At 64.0% G+C, this 19,000-nt stretch carries 18 protein-coding genes; 11 read left to right on the top strand and 7 right to left on the bottom strand.

The window, feature by feature from the left end:
- Positions 1-112 precede the first annotated feature (112 nt).
- On the top strand, positions 113-3,226 hold the full coding sequence (gene secA, locus AC5IJH_RS03815; protein WP_491901468.1) for a preprotein translocase subunit SecA: 3,114 nt from the start codon (positions 113-115) through the stop codon (positions 3,224-3,226).
- Between the two features lie 73 nt (positions 3,227-3,299).
- Here the strand turns inward: secA and AC5IJH_RS03810 are convergent, their stop codons facing one another.
- Positions 3,300-3,920 carry a hypothetical protein gene (locus AC5IJH_RS03810; RefSeq protein ID WP_491901467.1) on the bottom strand — a complete coding sequence of 207 codons (621 nt, stop codon included), beginning with the start codon at positions 3,918-3,920 and terminating at the stop codon, positions 3,300-3,302.
- A 181-nt stretch (positions 3,921-4,101) separates the two neighbouring features.
- On the opposite strand from AC5IJH_RS03810, the gene AC5IJH_RS03805 reads away from it, so the two are divergent.
- Entirely contained in the window at positions 4,102-6,315 is a 2,214-nt protein-coding gene (locus tag AC5IJH_RS03805) for a winged helix-turn-helix domain-containing protein (RefSeq protein WP_491901466.1), read from the top strand.
- Between the two features lie 10 nt (positions 6,316-6,325).
- Here AC5IJH_RS03805 and AC5IJH_RS03800 read toward each other — a convergent pair whose 3' ends face one another.
- Entirely contained in the window at positions 6,326-6,910 is a 585-nt protein-coding gene (locus AC5IJH_RS03800; protein ID WP_491901465.1) for a class IV adenylate cyclase, read from the bottom strand.
- Positions 6,911-6,953: 43 nt separating this feature from the next.
- Between AC5IJH_RS03800 and AC5IJH_RS03795 the strand changes: the two genes are divergently transcribed.
- Positions 6,954-8,039 carry an L-threonylcarbamoyladenylate synthase gene (locus AC5IJH_RS03795; RefSeq protein WP_491901464.1) on the top strand — a complete coding sequence of 362 codons (1,086 nt, stop codon included), beginning with the start codon at positions 6,954-6,956 and terminating at the stop codon, positions 8,037-8,039.
- A gap of 28 nt (positions 8,040-8,067) precedes the next feature.
- Here AC5IJH_RS03795 and AC5IJH_RS03790 read toward each other — a convergent pair whose 3' ends face one another.
- Both AC5IJH_RS03790 and AC5IJH_RS03785 read right to left on the bottom strand, forming a co-directional pair.
- Positions 8,068-8,364 (bottom strand): Hfq-like protein, encoded by a 297-nt coding sequence (locus tag AC5IJH_RS03790; RefSeq protein ID WP_491901463.1) that lies wholly within the window; start codon positions 8,362-8,364, stop codon positions 8,068-8,070.
- Between the two features lie 322 nt (positions 8,365-8,686).
- Positions 8,687-9,784: a DNA polymerase III delta subunit-related protein gene (locus AC5IJH_RS03785; protein ID WP_491901462.1), complete on the bottom strand. Its 1,098-nt coding sequence runs from the start codon at positions 9,782-9,784 to the stop codon at positions 8,687-8,689.
- An 85-nt stretch (positions 9,785-9,869) separates the two neighbouring features.
- On the opposite strand from AC5IJH_RS03785, the gene AC5IJH_RS03780 reads away from it, so the two are divergent.
- The 3 genes from AC5IJH_RS03780 (at position 9,870) to AC5IJH_RS03770 (ending at position 11,908) form a co-directional block, all read left to right on the top strand.
- Positions 9,870-10,436, top strand: a complete 567-nt coding sequence (locus tag AC5IJH_RS03780) for a TetR/AcrR family transcriptional regulator (protein ID WP_491901461.1) — start codon at positions 9,870-9,872, stop codon at positions 10,434-10,436.
- A gap of 52 nt (positions 10,437-10,488) precedes the next feature.
- Positions 10,489-11,421 (top strand): SDR family NAD(P)-dependent oxidoreductase, encoded by a 933-nt coding sequence (locus AC5IJH_RS03775; protein ID WP_491901460.1) that lies wholly within the window; start codon positions 10,489-10,491, stop codon positions 11,419-11,421.
- A 94-nt stretch (positions 11,422-11,515) separates the two neighbouring features.
- Complete coding sequence (locus AC5IJH_RS03770) at positions 11,516-11,908, top strand: putative quinol monooxygenase (protein ID WP_491901459.1); 393 nt, start codon at positions 11,516-11,518, stop codon at positions 11,906-11,908.
- 13 nt (positions 11,909-11,921) lie between these two features.
- Here the strand turns inward: AC5IJH_RS03770 and AC5IJH_RS03765 are convergent, their stop codons facing one another.
- Positions 11,922-12,317: a (R)-mandelonitrile lyase gene (locus tag AC5IJH_RS03765; RefSeq protein ID WP_491901458.1), complete on the bottom strand. Its 396-nt coding sequence runs from the start codon at positions 12,315-12,317 to the stop codon at positions 11,922-11,924.
- 110 nt (positions 12,318-12,427) lie between these two features.
- On the opposite strand from AC5IJH_RS03765, the gene AC5IJH_RS03760 reads away from it, so the two are divergent.
- The 3 genes from AC5IJH_RS03760 (at position 12,428) to AC5IJH_RS03750 (ending at position 14,082) form a co-directional block, all read left to right on the top strand.
- Positions 12,428-12,658, top strand: a complete 231-nt coding sequence (locus tag AC5IJH_RS03760; protein WP_491901457.1) for a hypothetical protein — start codon at positions 12,428-12,430, stop codon at positions 12,656-12,658.
- Positions 12,655-12,834 (top strand): hypothetical protein, encoded by a 180-nt coding sequence (locus tag AC5IJH_RS03755; RefSeq protein WP_491901456.1) that lies wholly within the window; start codon positions 12,655-12,657, stop codon positions 12,832-12,834. Before AC5IJH_RS03760 ends, AC5IJH_RS03755 begins: the two co-directional genes overlap by 4 nt.
- Before the next feature lie 222 nt (positions 12,835-13,056).
- Positions 13,057-14,082 (top strand): SDR family oxidoreductase, encoded by a 1,026-nt coding sequence (locus AC5IJH_RS03750; protein WP_491901455.1) that lies wholly within the window; start codon positions 13,057-13,059, stop codon positions 14,080-14,082.
- Between the two features lie 50 nt (positions 14,083-14,132).
- Here AC5IJH_RS03750 and AC5IJH_RS03745 read toward each other — a convergent pair whose 3' ends face one another.
- The gene (locus AC5IJH_RS03745) at positions 14,133-15,563 is read right to left on the bottom strand and encodes a cytochrome P450 (RefSeq protein ID WP_491901454.1); all 1,431 of its coding nucleotides are present in this window, start codon (positions 15,561-15,563) and stop codon (positions 14,133-14,135) included.
- 33 nt (positions 15,564-15,596) lie between these two features.
- Positions 15,597-16,256, bottom strand: coding sequence for a dTMP kinase (tmk, locus tag AC5IJH_RS03740; RefSeq protein WP_491901453.1), 660 nt, complete (start codon positions 16,254-16,256; stop codon positions 15,597-15,599).
- Between the two features lie 87 nt (positions 16,257-16,343).
- Here tmk and AC5IJH_RS03735 point away from each other — a divergent pair, with 87 nt between their 5' ends.
- A complete protein-coding gene (locus AC5IJH_RS03735; RefSeq protein ID WP_491901452.1) occupies positions 16,344-18,236 on the top strand; it encodes a M61 family metallopeptidase in 1,893 nt (630 codons plus the stop codon).
- Positions 18,237-18,267: 31 nt separating this feature from the next.
- Positions 18,268-18,966 (top strand): thiamine phosphate synthase, encoded by a 699-nt coding sequence (gene thiE / locus AC5IJH_RS03730; RefSeq protein WP_491901451.1) that lies wholly within the window; start codon positions 18,268-18,270, stop codon positions 18,964-18,966.
- Positions 18,967-19,000: the final 34 nt, after the last annotated feature.

Below are 19,000 nucleotides of genomic sequence, written 5' to 3'. Positions count from 1 at the left end.
GGATTGCACCTCGGTCGGGGCGCGTCTGTGACGCAGCGGTCGCGTTCCGTGCCCTCCTGATCGCGTAAAATGGTGTTTCGGGCCGGATATCGCTTGGCCCCAGAGGAACTCTTTGATCAGCAGTGCATTGACGAAGATCTTCGGCACCAGCAACGAGCGTGCCGTCAAGCGCATGATGCCCACTGTGGCCGCGATCGGCGAATGGGAGCCGAAGCTGCAGGGGCTCTCCGATGCGGAGCTGCGCGAGAAGACCAATGAATTCCGCACCCGCTTCGCCGAGCGGTTGAAGGACATCCCCGACACCGACGAGAACAAGGAAGCGCGCAAAACCGCCGAGCAGGAGGCCCTGAATGAGCTGCTGCCCGAGGCCTTCGCAGTCGTGCGCGAGGCGGGCAAGCGCGCCGTCGGCATGCGCCACTTCGATGTGCAGTTGATCGGCGGCATGGTGCTGCACTCCGGCAAGATCGCCGAGATGAAGACGGGCGAAGGCAAGACGCTGGTCGCCACGCTGCCCGTGTACCTGAATGCGATTGCCGGCAAGGGCGTGCACGTCGTCACAGTGAACGACTATCTCGCCAAGCGCGATGCCGAGTGGATGGGCAAGATCTACGAATTCCTCGGCCTGAAGGTCGGCGTGATCGTCCATGACCTCGACGACGCGCAGCGCCGCGATGCCTATGCCGCGGACATCACCTACGGCACGAATAACGAGTTCGGCTTCGACTACCTGCGCGACAACATGAAGTTCGAACTGAGCGACTGCGTGCAGCGTGGTCACTACTTCGGCATCGTAGACGAGGTCGACTCGATCCTGATCGACGAAGCGCGCACCCCGCTCATCATCAGCGGCCCGACGGATCAGACGACCGACAAGTACGCGCGCGTGAATCGCATCATTCCGTCGCTCGAGCGCGGTGAAGAGATCGAGAAGGGCGAAGACAAGATCCTGACCGGCGACTACGTCGTCGATGAAAAGCACAAGACCATCAGCGTCACCGACGAGGGCTGGGAGAAGATCGAAGGCCTGCTCGGCATCGGCAACATCGCCGACCCGGAGAACTGGGACTTCAAGCACCACGTCGAGACCGCGATCAAGGCGCACAATCTCTATCGCAACGACGTCGAGTACGTGGTCAAGGATGGCGAAGTCATCATCATCGACACCTTCACCGGCCGTCCGATGCCGGGCCGCCGCTGGTCGGACGGATTGCACCAGGCGGTCGAGGCTAAGGAAGGCGTGAACATCCGCCGCGAGGACCAGACGCTCGCGACGATCACGTTCCAGAACTACTTCCGCATGTACAAGAAGCTGGCCGGCATGACCGGTACGGCGGAGACGGAAGCAGCCGAGTTCGACAAGACCTACAAGCTCGACATCGTGGTCATCCCGACCAATCGCCCGATGCTGCGCAAGGAGTTCCAGGACGTCGTCTACCGCACCTCGCGCGAGAAGTACTTCGCCGTGTCGGACGAGATCCTGAAGCTGAATGAGAACAAGCAGCCAGTGCTGGTCGGCACCACGTCGATCGAGAAGAGCGAGCTGCTGTCGCAAATCCTGCAGCGCAAGGGCATCAAGCACGTCGTGCTGAACGCGAAGTACCACGAGCGCGAAGCAGAGATCGTGGCGCAGGCGGGGCGGCTCGGTATGGTGACGATCGCGACCAACATGGCCGGCCGCGGTACGGACATCCTGCTCGGCGGCAACCCGGAGTTCGTCACCAAGCAGGACCTCGTCAAACGCGGGCAGGCTCGCTCGGTAAGCGCGGCAGAGGGCGCTATTTCCCCCACGGCTGGTCCGGGCATGATTCGCTTCTACTACTCGGGGCAGGAGTTTGAGACTGCCCAAGACACGTGGGACCGCGCCTTCCAGGTGCACCAGGCGAACACGAAGAGGGAGCACGAGGCAGTCCTGGCCTCGGGCGGCCTGCACATCATCGGCACCGAGCGGCACGAGTCGCGGCGTATTGACAACCAGCTGCGTGGCCGCGCCGGCCGCCAGGGCGATCCCGGCGCATCGCGCTTCTACCTGTCGCTTGAAGACGACCTGATGCGCATCTTCGCGCGGGAATGGGTTGGGCCACTGCTGCAGCGCATGGGCATGGAAGAAGGTGTGCCGATCGAGAGCGGCATGATCAGCCGACGCATCGAAGGCGCGCAGAAGGCCGTTGAGTCGCAGAACTTCGAAGCCCGCAAGCACCTGCTCGAGTACGACGATGTGATGAACAAGCAGCGTGAGGCGGTCTACGGCTTACGTAAACAGCTGCTTGAAGGTCTGGAGCAGAAAGATCTCATTTTAGAGGACTACGTCGCGGGCATCCTGAGCACAATCCTCGATCAGCATGCGCCCGAGTCCATGCACCCGGATCAGTGGGATGTCGCCGGGATCAAGCAGAAGCTGGTCGAGCACTTCGGCTTCAACGCCGACGCGGAGGAGATCGCGTTCGACAAGCTGAACCGGCATGAACTGGGCGACGCACTGTTTGACAAGCTCAAGAGCTCCTACGAGCTGAAGGAGCAGATCATCGGCGGGCAGGGCATGCGCTACCACGAGCGCATGATCATGCTCAGCGTGCTCGACGGGCTGTGGAAGGACCACCTTCTGAACATGGACCACCTGAAGGAAGGGATCGGGCTGCGCGGGTATGGGCAGCAGGACCCGCTGGTGGCCTACAAGAAGGAATCGTTCGACATGTTCGAGGCGATGATGACGCGCTTCCAGGAGGACACGGTCCGCTACCTGTTCCTGATGCAGATCGTCGGGCCGGATGGCCAGCCGATCACGCGCCCGCTGCAGTCAGCAGCAGAGCCGCTGGCGGCCGCGCCAGAGCCACAACTCGCGGCACCAGCGGCGCAAGGGGCAGGGGCGCCGACACGCGGCCCGATCCAGCAGCGCCAGGCGCCAGCGCGCCCCGCACCGACGAATGGCAATGGGCACGCCCCGGCGCAGCAGCCGGTGCCGAGTTCGCCGCCACGGCAGACCTGGAAGCCCATGCCAGTGGGCGAGACTCGCACCACGATCGATGAGATCGAGCGCGAGTTCGAGCGGCGCAAGAAGCGCGAACTCGAGCATGCGCACGCGGCGAGCAACGGGCATGGCGAGCCGGAGGCTGTCGATCAACGGCGGACAGGCGAGAAGGTGGGGCGCAACGATCCCTGCCCTTGCGGCTCCGGGCAGAAGTTCAAAAAGTGTCACGGTAAGGACTTCGCCGGGACAGACGGCGACTAGTCCCAGCGATCATTCACAAGAGTAAAAGGACGGGCCGAGGCCCGTCCTTTTTGTTTTCCATGCCTCGGCCGAGCTACTTCAGCAGGTCCCCGGTCCCGGTGCCCAGGGTCACGCGCGTGGCGATCACATCACCCCCGATGTGCGTGACGTTATTGCCGGAGGTGTCGTAGGCGTCCAGGCTGAAGGTGCCCCGAAAGGTGTGACCGTCCGGGCTTAGCGTGACGGTCTGCCGGATGCGGGTCGGTCCGGAGGGTTTCCCGATCCCGCCGGGAGCGTTGGCGGTGTCATTGGCCAGCCATGCGAAGTGGTTCAGCTTGTAGGTGCGCGTGCCGACCTCTTCCCAGACGCCCAGGCAGAAGTCGCCATCCTGCGGCGGCCGGGCCGAGTTCATGATCTCTGTGTGATCGCTGTGCCAGACGACGAGTGCGTTGTCGATCAGTGTGCCGTCCGGTGGTCCTTCGGCATTGCGTTCGGCGATGAATTTGACATGCCACATCCCCACAATCGATGGAGTAGCATCGTCCGCATCGCTGATCGCCAGCAGAGATCCTGGCGTCCCGTGCGGCAGAGTCATGGAGACTGGGTGCGCTCGCCCACCGGCGAGGCCGCAGCTTGCGCGGGCGGCAAACGAGGTACTGAGCAGCAAGATCAGCATGCCGAAACTCGGCAGCAGGCGTTGGTAGATGCGATTCATAGGATCCCCCTTGGGCCGGTTCGCACCGGCTGACCGTAAGTAGCGCCCTTTCGCCGCAGGAGGACAATGGCGCGCGGGTGACTTCGTGGTGAAGTTCAGGTGAAGCCGGAGAGCTTTTGCTGTCATGGACTTGCATCGGTCAAGGCGAAACACTCCGGCAGCTCCTGCGGGGGAGAGGGCCATGGGGTCCGTGACGCAGCAGGCATTCGAGTTCGGTGAGTTCCGGCTGGAGCGCGACGGCTCCACGCTGAGTCGCGCGGGATACCCGCTGCGGCTCGAACGCAAGCCGCTCGAACTGCTGCTGCTGCTGGTCGAACGCAATGGAGAGCTGGTCAGCCGCACCGAGATCGCGGAGCGACTCTGGGGCGCGGAAGTGTTCGTCGACGTCGAACACGGCATCAATACAGCCATTCGCAAGGCGCGCTATGCGCTGCGCGATGACAGCGACGATCCCCGCTACATCCAGACAGTGACGGGTAAGGGCTATCGCTTTCTGGCTGCCGTCAGCGTCACGGCTGCGACGAACGGCGCTCGAGCCCACAACAGTGCATTCGGCGCGTCTGAATCTGCCTCCGTTCTTTCAGCAGTCGAGGCTACGCCCGAATCATCGAGCGGCCCAGCAGGCGACGCGCCGAAAACGCCGCAACACTTGCGCGTCTGGCGATGGCTTGCGATGGCAACTGTGGTCGCGCTTGCGGTCGCAATGGGAAGCGCTGTGTACCACGCGCGTGTTCGCCGGCCAGAGATCGACTACATGCAACTCACTGACCTCACGGATTCGGCGGTCACACCGGCAGTGTCTCCTGACGGGCATATGGTCGCGTTTCTTCGCGGCTCTCACGGGTTCCTGTCGGAGGACCCCATTTATGTCCAGGCGCTGCCAGGTGGAGAGCCACGGCTGCTGACGGCGGATCGCCGCCCGAAGTACGGGCTGCGGTTCTCGCCGGACGGATCGCAGGTGGTCTATACAGTTCTCGAAGGGGTGGAGTTTTCGACCTATGCGGTATCTCTCTTCGGCGGCAATCCGCAGCTTTTTCTGCACGACGCCGCCGGGCTGAGTTGGCTGGACAATGACAGGCTGCTGTTCTCAAAGGCGCGTAGCGGCATCCACCTGGGATTGGTCACCGGCACGCTCACAGAAGGTGCGCAGCGAGACCTGTATTTCCCCGAGCATGAACGTGGCATGGTGCACGATGCGCACGCCTCGCCCGATCGCAAGTGGGCGCTGGCGGTGGAGATGGCGGGCAGCGGCGACTGGGGTCCCTGCCGGCTAGTGCCGCTGGACGGCAGCGCGCCGACCCGGCAGGTCGGTCCGAGTGGCCCTTGCATTGCAGCGGGCTGGTCGCGCGACGGCTCGTGGATGTACTTCGACAGCGTGGTGCGGGAAGAGAGTCACCTCTGGCGTCAGCGTTTTCCGCACGGCGCGCCGCAGCAGATAACGTTTGGGCCGACGGAGGAAGACGGGCTAGCCGTCGACCAGTCTGGCGACTCAATCATTACCTCGCTGGGCACGAACGAGCGCACTCTGTGGCTACACGATTCAGCGAGTGACCGGCCGATCTCATCGGAGGGCGAGGTGCTGGATACCCCGCCTCCGCGGTTTGTGCGGGATGGTTCAGCGCTCTACTTCCTGCTGCGCCGCAGGACGGCGGGTTCAGGAGCAGAGCTGTGGCGGTACTCGCCAGCTACCGGCAGTAGCGAAGCAGTGCTTCCGGGCATTGCGATCCTGGGATACGACATTGCCCCGGATGGCGACAGGGTCGCCTACACGACGCAGGGTGCGGACGGGATCAGTGAGCTCTGGACCGCGCCGGCGAACCGGTCCTCCGTGCCCGTGAGATGGCGCGCACGGGGTGCGTTGTCCCCGCAGTTTGGCCGCGATGGCGCGATCTACGCCATGTTTGCCGAAGGCAGCTCTGATTACATCGGGCGCGTGAAGGATTCTCTATCAGCCCCGATCCGGGCGGTGCCGTATCACGTGGTGGAGTTCAACGGCGTGTCACCCGGTGGTCGGTGGCTGATTGCGGGTGTGCCGAATCTGCCATCGAGCAATCAACCCGCGCCCGCAGCGATCCCGCTCGATGGGGGCCCGCCGGTTCGCCTGTGTGCGTCGTATTGTCTTCCGATCTGGTCGGCGGATGGACGGTATCTCTTCATTCAGACAGAACAGGCCACAGACGACAAGCCGGGCCGCAGCCTTGCGATTCCGATTGGCGTCGGCGACACTCTCCCGGCGTTGCCACCGGGCGGCATCGTGGCGAACGCGGAGGCGAGTGAGATCCGGGGCGCGACGTCGGTTCCGCGCGGCTTCCTCTTCGCTGCGGGCGCACCAACTAGTTACGCCTACATGAAGACGACCATGCACCGGAACCTCTTCCGGCTCACCCTGCACTAGCGGACTGGTCTTAGCGAACCAGTGCGGGCGTGATCTCGGCGAACGCCATGTTCTGCGCGGGGCTGCCGGTCTGCTGCTGCCACTGCTCGAACAGCCGTCCGTAGCTCAGGATGGTGACGTCGGCAGGGTCCACGCGCAGTGCCTCGAGCGTGCGATCGATCCACTCACGCGGACCTTCGAGCTCGGCATACTCACCGATCGGTGTCTCGTCGACCACGCAGTGTCCCGTGCCGTCCGTCCATTCGCTCCGGTATTTCTCGTAAACGAACGACTCGGCATAGCCGAGGGTGCGGAAGATGGCTGCGACTGCCTCGCCGTCTTCGACCCTGGTCTCGGTCTCGATCCGCTCTTTGTGCTTCGCCTCGGGTGAATCGTTGGGTGTGGTCTGCTTGTGGGTCAGCACCCATTTGTCACCGTAGCGGCGCAGGCGCAGAATCTCGCGCTTGGCGCGCAGGCTGTGGTCGGGTGTGTCGAAGAGGGTGTTCTGTTCGAAGGTGCGGGGGGTCTCGCAGTGGAAGCCGAGCTGCGGAAGAGCGCTTTCGACGCCCCGCAGATCGCGTACGCGGAACTTTACTTCGATCTCAATCGACTGCATCTGGCGAGTGTACAACGCAGGCGGACCCTCCATAATGGATGGAATGGCAGAGACAGAGCGACTGTCGCTGAGTGTTCAGGACCTCGAAAACCGGGCGGCATCCGCCGCGATTCTTGAGCGGGTCGCGGCGATCTGGCGAGCCGGCGGCACGGTCGCCTTTCCCACGGAGACGGTCTACGGACTTGGCGCGCACGCGTTCGATCCCGGGGCCGTGGAGCGCATCTTCGCGGCCAAGCAGCGTCCCGCGTGGGATCCGCTGATCGTGCACGTGGGCGATCGCATGCCGCTGGGCCGGCTGGTGCGCGAGGTCAGCGATCCGGCGCGAGCGCTGATGCAGGCCTTCTGGCCAGGACCGCTGACCCTGCTGCTGCCACGCGGGCCGGATGTTCCCGATGCAGTCACGGCAGGACGCGACCTTGTGGGCGTGCGGGTGCCGGCGCATCCAGTCGCGCTTGCACTGATCGCAGCGGCTGCGATGCCGATTGCGGCGCCGAGCGCCAATCTCTTCGGCCGCCCAAGTCCGACCACGGCGGCGCATGTGCTCGAAGACCTGGATGGCCGCATTGACGCGGTCGTCGATGGCGGAGCGGCGCGACATGGGCTCGAGTCAACGGTGGTCGATGCCAGCCGCTCACCCGTCGTGCTGTATCGTCCGGGCGCGGTGGCGCTTGAAGCGCTGCGTGGCGTTGTCGGGCCGGTCGAGATCTATCGCGAGAACGGCCACACTCCGAGCGGTGATCCGCAGAGTCTGCCTTCGCCGGGTGTGGGGATGCGCCACTACGCGCCGCGCGCGCGCATGGTGCTGGTGGACACAGATGCGGATGGAGACGAAGAGGCCGCGATCGGCTTTCGCCTGTTCCGCGCGGTCGCCAAAGTACGCGAGGGCGGGGAAGGCACGCGCATCGGCGTGATGGCGCCCGAGGAGTTCAGGACCGATGCGCAATCTGCGGATGCCGTCTTCGGCTGGGGGCACTGGGGTGATCTGGACTCGCTGGCCCAGCGGCTGTTTGCCGGGCTGCGCTGGCTGGATGCGCAGCAGGCCACGCACATCGTGTGCCCGTTGCCGCCGGAACGGGGCATCGGCCGCGCCCTTCGCGATCGGCTGGAGAAGGCCGCGCGGGCGAGTTAGCCGTCAGTGGCGTGGCCCCGGGGTAGCTTTAGGAGCCGGTTTCGCCGGCCTTGTGCAGGTATTTGATCGCCGACTTATAGATCAGGGTGCGGGTGTGACCGTGGCGGACCTTGATTACGTCGGCGTCGTACCACTCGATCGAGCCTTCGACGCGATCGCCGCCTTCCAGCACAAATACCATCGCGGTCTGCGACTGCACCTGCTTCTGGAGGTAGAAGGTCTCCGCATGCGAAGGGGACCCGTGCCCGTTCAGGGAGGGCGCGGAAAGCTGCTGATGACTGAGCAGCGGAGCATTGCTCCGCGCGAAGGTTCGGCGAGTGGTCATGCCGGCAGTGAGGCTGGGACGAACCAGCTTTCGTGGGCCTGAGGGAGGAAGCGAGGGAATCCGAGTGCCCTGCGCTGCCTCGTCCTCGTCGTGAGAGGAGACTGCCGATGTCTTCGCCATAGCGTGCCTGATTGTTAACAGATGTAGATGCGGATTCCGGCCGAAGCGCGTTCAGGAAAGGTGTGCAGCAGAGACGATTGGGTCGGAGGGCCTGCTGATCATAGCGCAGGTTCTGCCGGCAACCCTGCATGAATTTTTCATGCAGCGGAGTACGGCTGTGAACGACTGAACAATCGATGTGCCCGGAGCCAGTGCGGGAGCGTCAGCGCTGGGCCAACGCGGTGGCGAAGGCATCAAGCGACAGCGAGCGGAGCAGGTTGCGGCGCATGCCCGACTCGACCTGATCGAGACCGCGGGAGGCTGCTTCGATCCAGGGCACCGTCGCGGCCGGGGCCATGCGACCGAGCTCGCCGACCAGATCGGTGTTGCGGATCAGCACCGGCGTGCCGGCCTGGAGGAGCAGCAGGTCTTCGAGCAGCAGGCTCAGCGTGTGCAGCAGCACGCTGGTCTTCTCCGCGCCCTCTGCTCCAGCGCGGTAGCCCTCCGTCATGCGAAAAAGGGTGCTCCAGTCGGGGTCGGCAAGTGCAGTGCGCAGCAGCGTGAGCGCGTCCTCGCGACTGGCTAGATACGCGGGCAGGTCGAAGCCGAGCGCGCGGCCCACGGCACCTTCCGCCAGCCGGCCAACCAAGGTGCGCTGCGCAGCCTTCAGGTCCGGACGGCGCGCGGCGAGCAAGGCATCGATCTCACCCGTGGGCAGGGCGCCAAGCCGGGTGACCGCGGCACGTGAACGGATAGTGGGAAGCAGTTCGCTCGGGTTCTCTGCCAGCAGGATCAGAGTCGCGTGCGGTGGCGGCTCCTCAAGCACCTTGAGCAGCGAGTTGGCCGCTTCCTTCATGAACGAGGCTGCGGTGAAGATGTAGAAGGCGCGCGCGGCCTGCGACGGGCGCCGATAGATGCGCCCGATCACGGAGCGCACCTGGCCCAGCTTGATCAGTAACTGTGGCGGATCGGGCGGGATGATCAGCAGGTCCGGGTGCGTCTGGATCAGGACGCGGGTGTCCTTCTTGTCGGCATCGCGCATCTCCTCACGCGCGGCGACGGCCTCCGCAAACCGTGCGTCCAGATCGAAGGATTGGGCGATTCGCTGACAGTTGGCGCAAACGCCGCAGGCATCGGGCAATCCGTCCGTGGTGACTGGGGTGAGGCAGTTTGCCGCCTGGGCGAGGAGCAGGGCTAGCGTGTACTTGCCGGAGCCGCGCGGCCCCGCGAAGATCATGGCCGAGGGCAGACGACCCGCAGCCAGCGTCTCGCGCAGGCGGCGGACGACCGCAGCATTGCCCAGGAAGTCGGCGAAGTTCACCCAGTCAGCGTAGCAGGGGAGAAGGGCGGGGCAACTCGCGCCGTATGTAGTTGACTGTCTGGACGCGTACGAATAGGGTTTGACTATGCCCCGGCCGAGAAGCGACGACAAGCGAATCGCGATCCTCGGAGCCGCAACGCGCATTATCGTGACCCAGGGATTAAGCGCGCCAACCGCAGGCATCGCCAAAGAGGCGGGCGTGGCAAACGGCTCGCTGTTCACGTACTTCGAGACCAAGTCAGAGCTCTTCAACGCTCTCTATCTTCAACTCAAGGTCGAGATGGCAACGGCATCGCTGAAGGGTGTGCGTGAGACTGACGAACTGCGTGAGCAGTTCTTCCAGGTTTGGAAAAACTGGATGGACTGGGCCATTCGCTTTCCCGAAAAGCGACGTGCCCTGGCCCAGTTGAGTGTCTCCGATGAGATCACGCCCGCAACTCATGCGGCAGCCAGCAAGGCTATGGCCGGCGCCGCGGCTTTGCTGGAGCGGGTTCGTTCGACAGGATCCATGCGAAAGGCGCCGATGGGCTTCGTCCTTTCGCTCGCGAACTCACTCGCCGAAACGACGATGGATTTCATTGCTCAGGACCCGGCGAATGCGAAGAAGCACTGCAAGATTGGCTTCGATGCCGTGTGGCGCATGTTGGGCTGATCTTTTCGCTTCATACATGACTGACTGGTCAGACACTAAAGGAGTTCTCCAGATGACAACGCAACATAGTTCCGACAAGCGCTCCCTGGACAGCAGGGCCTACATCATCACCGGGCCTACATCCGGTATCGGTCGCGCCACCGCCTTCGAGGTGGCCAGGCACGGCACCGTCGTCTTGGTAGGACGCGATCTGAACAAGCTCACAGACGTCCAGAAGTCGATCGAGCAGAGGGACGGGCGAGCCCTCTCTGTCGTCTGCGACCTGTCAGACATGGCGAGCGTGCGAAGCGCAGCAGCAGAGATCGTCGATCTTCGGCTGCCGCTTGCAGGGCTCGTCAACAATGCCGGCGTAATGCAGTCGCGCCCGACAAGGAGCGCGCAGGGCTGGGACATGAGTTATGCCACAAACCATCTCGGGCCCTTCGTGCTCACCGAGGCCCTGATGCCTCACCTTTCAGATGGCGCCAACATCGTGTTCATCGCCTCTGGGGTGGAGGACCCCGAACGCAAACCCGCCAAGGCTGCAGGGTTCCGCGGCGGTCGTTACATCTCCGCTGAGGCAAGTGCGCGCGGAGAGTGGACTCCGGGTGGTGCGAAGATGCGGGGCTTCGATGCGTATGCCACCTCGAAGCAGTGCATCCTTGCGGCAGCGCTCGAGTTCGCCCGCGAGACGCCGCGCCTCTACATCAATGCAGTCGAGCCCGGTTTCAGTCCCGCTACAGCTCTTGGCCGCGACAGCAACGTTGTTCTACGTCTGCTGGGGAAGTATGTCCTCACCTTGCTTGCGCCCGTGATGAAGTACTGGAGCACGCCCAAACAGGCCGCGCGCGTGATCACAACGGTGTTGCTGAACGAGTTGCTAGAAACAGGCATGTACTACGACGACGAGGGCCGTCCCATGCTTCCATCTGCGCTCGTGCGCGACCCTGGATTCGATGCTCGCATCGTGGCGGAAACGCGCGCGCTCCTGGCGCAACAAGCCTGATGCGGCAGTTCAACTAGTGTTGAGAGGCGCGCGCACGGCACTGCACGCCAGATCGGGCGGTGTAGAGTCTCTTCGGGGGCTCAGCATGACCAAGATGAAGCTCTTGCTTATCGGCACAGCCGCGTTCGCGGGCTGTCTTCTCTGGTCGGCCGCGAGCGTTTCCGCTGCCACGGAGGACGACCGCGTGGTGCGGTTGGCGCAACTCGAGATCGATCCTGCCCAGTTGGAGAAGTACAAGGCTGCGCTCCGAGAGGAGATCGAGGCGTCGATTCGTATTGAACCCGGCGTGCTGACCCTGTATGCAGTCGCCGTCAAGGATCACCCAACACAGATTCGGTTGTTTGAGATGTACGCAAGTTCGGCGGCCTACCAGAGTCACCTTGTGACGCCTCACTTCCGGCGATACAAGGCGACTACTGCCGACATGGTCCGGTCCCTGACGCTGGTTGAAACGGATCCCATTTTGCTCGGCGCGAAGAGCAGATAAGTTCGACCTTTAGCTAGCGCCGGTACTGCTCGTCGGTGACGTGCTCCATCCATTCCACGACCTTGCCGTCCTTCTTCTCCTGGATCGCGATGTGGGTCATGGCCGTGGTCGGAGCGGCGCCGTGCCAGTGCTTCTCGTTCGGTGAGAAGCAGACAACGTCACCGGGACGGATCTCCTCGACCGGGCCGCCCTCGCGCTGCGCCCAGCCGCAGCCTGCGGTCACGATCAGCGTCTGGCCCAGTGGATGGGTGTGCCACGCGGTGCGCGCACCTGGCTCAAACGTCACGCTTGCACCGGCAACGAGCGCCGGCTCGGGGGCCGTAAACAGCGGGTCGATGCGCACTGTCCCCGTGAACCAGTCAGACGGACCTTTGCCCGATGGCTGCGATCCGACTCTCTTGATTTCCATATCTCTCCGTGTCCTGAGCTTTCATGCGCGATGAGTTCTACTCGACAGTCTAGAAGGATCCTGCGGGCAGGTGCGGCGCCTAGGATTACTCGCACGATCCAGGAGCCGCCATGCAATCGGAGTTGCTGCGATTCGTCGGTACGGTCGAACGCGATCCAGCGGTCGATGCATGGTTGGACGCGCGTCCGGGCGAATTGGGTCAGATGACACGCGAGTGGTTTGAGCGGATGCGCCGGTGCGGCGATGAAGTTCGCGAGGCCTTGCATGATGGCTGTCCGGTCGCCTGCCTGGGCGATGTGCCGTTCGCGTACCTGTATGTGTTCACGGCGCACATGACATGAATGTGGGGTTTTTCCAGGGTGCAGGGCTGGCCGACCCTGCCCGCCTGCTCGAAGGCGAAGGCAAGCGGATGCGTCACGTGAAGCTGCGGCCTGGCGCTGCTACCGACGCTTCAGCGCTCCGAGCGCTTATTGCTGTAGCGTACGCAGACATCAACACTCGCGTCGAAAACGGCTGATAGGGTCAAGCCGGGAAACGGCACCGACTCGGCGACATGTTGCGGTTTCACCTCCGATGCAGCTCATTCTTGAGAGTCAGGGTTCTCCCTTGTCTCTCGCACGGGCGTGAAACACTTGCCTGCTGCGGCCGCATCTCCTCTACAGAGATCACGGTGTCGGGCAGACGAGGCGCATGGGTCTCCTCCTGTGGCACGCCAGTGTTCAAGAGGAGAGACAACCGCATGAGTTCTGACAGACATGAAATGTCACGGCGCAAGCTGGTGAGCACGCTGGGAGCAGGCATTGCCGGCGCAGCGCTGACCGCTGCTGTGCCAGCGGCCGAAGCCGAGGGATCGCCAGAGGGTCAGGCCCAGGGTGGTGCAACCGCACCGTTCGTGAATCCGCGGGATAAATATCCGAAGCCGCCCTATCCCAGCCAGACGCAGCCATGGCCGGGACTCGCCAGCAAGATGAATCCGCGGCCGGATCATGGCGAGACCAGTTACAAGGGATCGGGACGGCTGGCCGGACGCAAAGCACTGATCACAGGCGGCGACTCCGGCATGGGCCGCGCCGCGGCGATTGCGTTCGCGCGTGAGGGCGCGGATGTGGCGATCAGCTATTACCCGTCAGAGGAGCCGGACGCGCGCGAGGTGATCGACCTGATCAAGGCGGCGGGACGCAAGGCGATCCCCATCCCCGGCGATCTGCGCGAGGAGAACTACTGCACCGATCTCGTACAGAAAGCAGTCGAGGGTCTCGGTGGCCTCGACATCGTCGTGTCGAATGCCGGCCGGCAGCAGCAGTGCGAAGACCTGCTCCAGCTCACGACCGAAGCATTCGACGCAACGATGAAGACAAACATCTACGCGCCGTTCTGGATCATCAAGGCCGCGCTTCCGCATCTGCAGCCGGGCTCGTGCATCATCGGCACGACCTCCGAGCAGGCCTACGACCCGTCGGCCAATCTCTATGATTACGCCCAGACCAAAGCCGCGACCATGAACTATGTTAAGTCGCTCGGCAAGCAGCTTGGCCCGAAGGGCATCCGTGTGAACGGCGTTGCTCCGGGACCCATCTGGACGCCGCTGCAGGTCTCCGGAGGCGCGACACAGCAGCATCTGGTGACGTTTGGGCAGGATTATCCGTTGGGCCGCGCTGGTCAGCCTGCGGAGCTTGCGAGCATCTACGTACAGCTTGCTGCGAACGACGCGAGTTACACCACGGGCAACATCTACGGTGCGGGTGGCGGCAAAGGTCAGCCGTAATCGCGGCTAACTTGCCGCCTACACCTCACGTTAGGAGCCAGGGTGGGCTCCTAGCGTGCGTCCGCTCGCATCGGCACAGGATATTTCGGGCGCAGCGTGATCTTGGGCTGCACGTCAATACGTGCCTCCGGGAGTAACGTAATCCGCCACTGCTGCGCGATGGTCGCCAGGATGAGCACGCCTTCCATCCACGCGAATGCTTCGCCGATGCACTGACGTCCGCCGCCGCCGAAGGGGAAGTAAACAAACTTCGGCCGGTTCGCCTTCGCTTCGGGCGTGAAGCGCTCGGGATCGAAGCGCAGCGGGTCGGGAAAGTATTCCGGGTCGCGCTGGATCACATACTGACTGAAGAAGAAGTACGTGCCGGCAGGGAAGCGGTAGGGACCGAGCTCGATTACAGCGGTGCTCTGCCGGCCCATGGCCCACGCGGGTGGGTAAATGCGCATCGACTCGGCGAACACCATTTCTGTGTAGCGCAGCCGCGGCAGGTCTTCCAGCGTCGGCGTACGTCCGCCGAGCACCGTGTCTATCTCGTCGTAGAAACGCTGCGCTGCGTCCGGGTTTTGCGCCAGCAGGATCCACGTCCAAGTGAGCGCGTTCGCGACGGTCTCGTATCCGGCGAGGAAGATGGTGATGATTTCGTCACGCAGCTGCTCATCCGTCATGCGGCCGCCGCCCTCTTCATCGCGTGAGGCCATCAGCATGGACAGCAGGTCGGCCTCGTCGCGCGTGTCGCCGGACTGCGCGCGGCTGCGGTGCTCCTCGATCATGCGGTGCACCACGGCATCGAGGCGCGCGCGTGCGCGACGAAAGCGCGTCAGCCCGGGCAGCGGCGCGTGCAGGTAGGCCTCGGCCGCAGGCAGCGCGATCAGGTAGTTGTAGAGGTCCATGATCACGTTGACCTCGCGGTTGATCTCGAGCACATCACTGGTCACATCGGTGTTGAACAGCGTGCGTGCGACCACTTCCAGTGCGAGCGCCATCATCTCGGCGCCGATGTCGAGCGTCTGGCCCCGTTGCCACTGCGCACGCCGCAGCAGAGCGCGCTCCGTGATGGTGTCCGCGTAGGCAGCAATACGCTGGCGGTGGAACGCGGGCGCAGCGATGCGGCGCTGGCGCATGTGGAACTGGCCTTCGCTCGTGATCAGGCCTTCCCCCAGCAGGATCTTCATGCGCCGTTGGGTGCGCTCCTTGATCGTGTCCTGCGGATGCTGGATCAGGATCTCGCGGATGAACTCCGGGTCGTTCAGGAAGACAATGTGCTGCCAGCCCAGCTTGTAGTGCGCGATGCGGCCGTATGTCTCGGCGAGGTGCTGGAAGAGCAGGATGGGATTCGACGGGTTGAAGAAGCGACGAATGATGTAGAAGGGCAGATTCAGCTTCAGCCCGGGCGGGTAACGATAGCCACCACGCGCGATCACCGTGTGCTTGCGTTCCGCTGGAAGGTCGTCGTGTTCAGGAGAGCGGGGTGCGGTGGCCATGGTGGTTGCAGAGCAGAGAACCTCTCCTGAGATTCAGGACCGAATCTTGCGAAGACGCTCCTCCACTATGGATACTGCACGGCGGTGCACCTCTTCTACCCCGGCATCACCCTCGATTGCGACCACACGCACAGTCTCGCGGGCAGCGATCACGCTGTATTGGTCGTGGACGCGGCGAAAGAATGCGGTGTCCAGCGCCTCGAAGCGGTTCTCGTCCTTGCCCGTGGCGGCGAGCACCCGCTGGTTGCGGCCGCGTGCTCGCTCGAGCGACGCATCGAAGTCGGGCATCAGCAGCAGGGTGAGATCGGGATCGAGGCCGACCAGTGTGCGATGCAACGCAAGCACGCACTCCGAGCCAAGCTGGCGGCCGCCCCCTTGATACGCCTCCGTGGAATCAGTGAAGCGATCGCAGAGCACGATAGCTCCACGGTCGAGCGCGGGCCGGATCACCTCCGCAACGGCCTGGGCTCGATCGGCAAACATCAGGCCGAGCTCGGTGCGGAAGTCAATGTTGGCTCCACGGGAGTCGAGCAAGAGGCTGCGAATACGGTCGCCCAGCCGCGTGCCGCCAGGCTGGCGCGTCGCGATCACGGTCTCGCCGCGCGCGATGAGCCACTCGTGCAGCTTGCGTATTTGTGTGGACTTGCCGGAGCCATCCAGCCCCTCCAGAGTCACGAACAGGCCGCGCTGCATGCCGGGAGTGTAGCACTGGCGCCAGCCGCCGCCCGCAGCAGTTACACTGGCCCTCCGTTGCTGGTCATCCTGTCTTTGGAGCTCCTGTTGCCGCCCTTTCGACTCTGTTGTGCCACCGCTCTGCTGCTACCCGCTGCCGCCTTCGCCCAGACCACAACTCCCATCCAGTTACACATCGATGTCACGGATGCGCCGCGCAAGATCATGCATGCGGAAGAGACGCTGCCCATCACGCCGGGTGACCACACGCTGGTCTATCCGAAGTGGATTCCGGGGGAGCACGGACCGACGGGACCGATCGATGACCTGACCGGACTGACGTTCACCGCCGGCGGACAGCAGATCGCGTGGCGGCGCGACGATGTCGACATGTATGCCTTCCACATCCGTGTGCCGGAGGGCGCGACGGAGCTAAAGGTGAAGCTCGACTTCCTGGCGACGGCGGCGGCCTCAGGCTTCTCGGCAGGCGCGTCGACCAGCGCGAGCCTCGCGATGGTGAGCTGGAATACGCTTCTGCTCTATCCCGATGGTGCCAACGCCAGCGATGTGCGGGTGACCCCCGATGCCAGGCTGCTCGCTGGCTGGAAGTACGGCACAGCGCTCAATCGTAACGGCGGCAGCGACGAGAACCCTGCCTTCCAGACGGTGACGCTCGAGCAGTTGATCGACTCGCCGCTCCTGACGGGTAAGTACTTCCGCGAGTGGCCGCTCGCGCCTGAGGTGTCGCCCAGGCACTATCTCGACGTGGTCGCCGACGGACCGGAGGATCTGGAAATTAAGCCGGAGCTGCTGGCCGGCTTCAACAATCTGGTGCGGGAGACGGGCGCGCTCTACAAGTCACGCCACTTCGGTAGTTACCACTTCCTGATGACGCTGAGCGACCAGGTGGCGCACTTCGGGCTCGAGCATCACCAGTCGAGCGATGACCGCGTGCCGGAGAAGACCTTTCTCGACCCGAACCTCTCGCTGCTGAGCGCGGACCTGCTGCCGCACGAGTTCACCCACTCCTGGAATGGCAAGTACCGCCGCCCCGCCGGCCTCGCGACGGCGAACTACCAGGTGCCCATGAAGGGCGAACTGCTGTGGGTTTACGAGGGTCTGACACAATATCTCGGCGACGTGCTCGCCGCGCGCAGCGGCATCTGGACACCGGAGCAGTACCGCGATGCCGTCGCGATGACTGCGGCCACGCTCGATGCGCGACCGGGCCGCACGTGGCGCGACCTCGAAGACACGGCGGTGTCAGCGCAGATCCTCTACTCGGCCAGCGACCAGTGGGATAACTGGCGGCGCAACGTCGACTACTACCCGGAGGGCGAGCTGCTCTGGCTTGAGGCGGACACGATCATCCGCAAGCAGAGTGGCGGCAGGAAGAGCCTGAACGACTTCTGCGCGCGCTTCCACGGCTTGGGCGGCGACACCGCGCCCAAGGTGGTGCCGTACACGTTCGACGATGTGGTCGCGAACCTGAATGCAGTGCAGCCGTACGACTGGGCCGCCTTTCTGCATGAGCGGATCACGAGCAAGGTGCATCACGCGCCTCTTGGTGGCATCACGAGCGGCGGCTGGAAGCTCAGCTACACCGACAAGGAGTCTCCCTACACCGCCGCCGAGGAGCACGATGGTGTGATCGCGTGGTGGTCGCTTGGGCTGCGTGTCGGCGATGGGGGCAAGGTGAGCGATGTGCTGGTCGGCTCGCCTGCGGATAAGGCGGGCTTCGGGCCGGGCATGCAGATCGTCGCGGTGAACGGCCGCGCTTACCAGGATGAGCTGTTGAAGTCAGCCATTGATCAGGCGAAGAGCGGCGCGGACCAGAAGAACAGCGGACCGCTCGAGTTCATCGTGTCCAACACGTCGTATTTCAAGGTGCTGAAGATCGATTATCACGGCGGCCAGCGCTACCCGGTGCTCGAACGGGAGAAGGGCGCGCCGGACGTGCTGGCCGACATTCTGAGGCCAATGGCACCGGTGAAGAAGTAGTGCGCGGCGGCAGCGCGATGGGTGTGGCTTGATGCGTCCGGATCATCGCGAGCAACTCCCCGCGCTCTACCCGATCCTCGATGCGGAGGCCCTTCGCGCAGCCGGCATCTCGCTCGACCGGGCGGCAGAGGCGCTGTTCGCCGCCGGTGTGCGCTGGGTGCAGTACCGTGACAAGCTTGCGAGCGATGCCGAGGTGGTGGCGCGCATGCGCCGGCTGCGCGCAATGTTCCCGGCAGAGAACTGCGTGCTGCTGCTCAATGACCGGGTACACCTCTGTGCCGACATAGGCGCGGATGGCGTGCACGTGGGGCAGGAGGATCTGCCGCCGGAACAGGCACGCCAACTGATCGGCCCCGAGGTGCTGCTCGGCGTCTCTACTCACAATGTCGATCAAATGCGCACAGCCGTCGACACGGGGGTGGCCGACTATCTTGCGATCGGCCCCGTATTCGCGACCGGCTCGAAGCGCAACCCCGACCCGGTGGTGGGACTCGACGGGGTGCGAGCCGCGCGCGCGATCACACGCCTGCCACTGGTCGCGATCGGCGGCATCACCCGGGAGACCGCAGCCGGGGTGCTTGCAGCCGGTGCCGACGCTGTGGCGGTCATCTCAGGGCTGCTCCCAACCGAGCCACTGGGGTCGCTCTCATCACACGACTCAGGGTCATCGCTCGCAGCCGGCGAGACGATTCAGGAACGGGTGCGGGACTTTCTCTCTCATTTGCGATAGAACTGAACGTCAAAGTCAAGGACACGAAAGCGGC

It is taken from the genome of Candidatus Dedyshia acidiphila (assembly GCF_051025295.1).
In the GTDB taxonomy this organism is placed as follows: Bacteria; Acidobacteriota; Terriglobia; order Terriglobales; family Acidobacteriaceae; genus KBS-83.
This window is presented reverse-complemented; position numbering and strand designations above follow the sequence as displayed.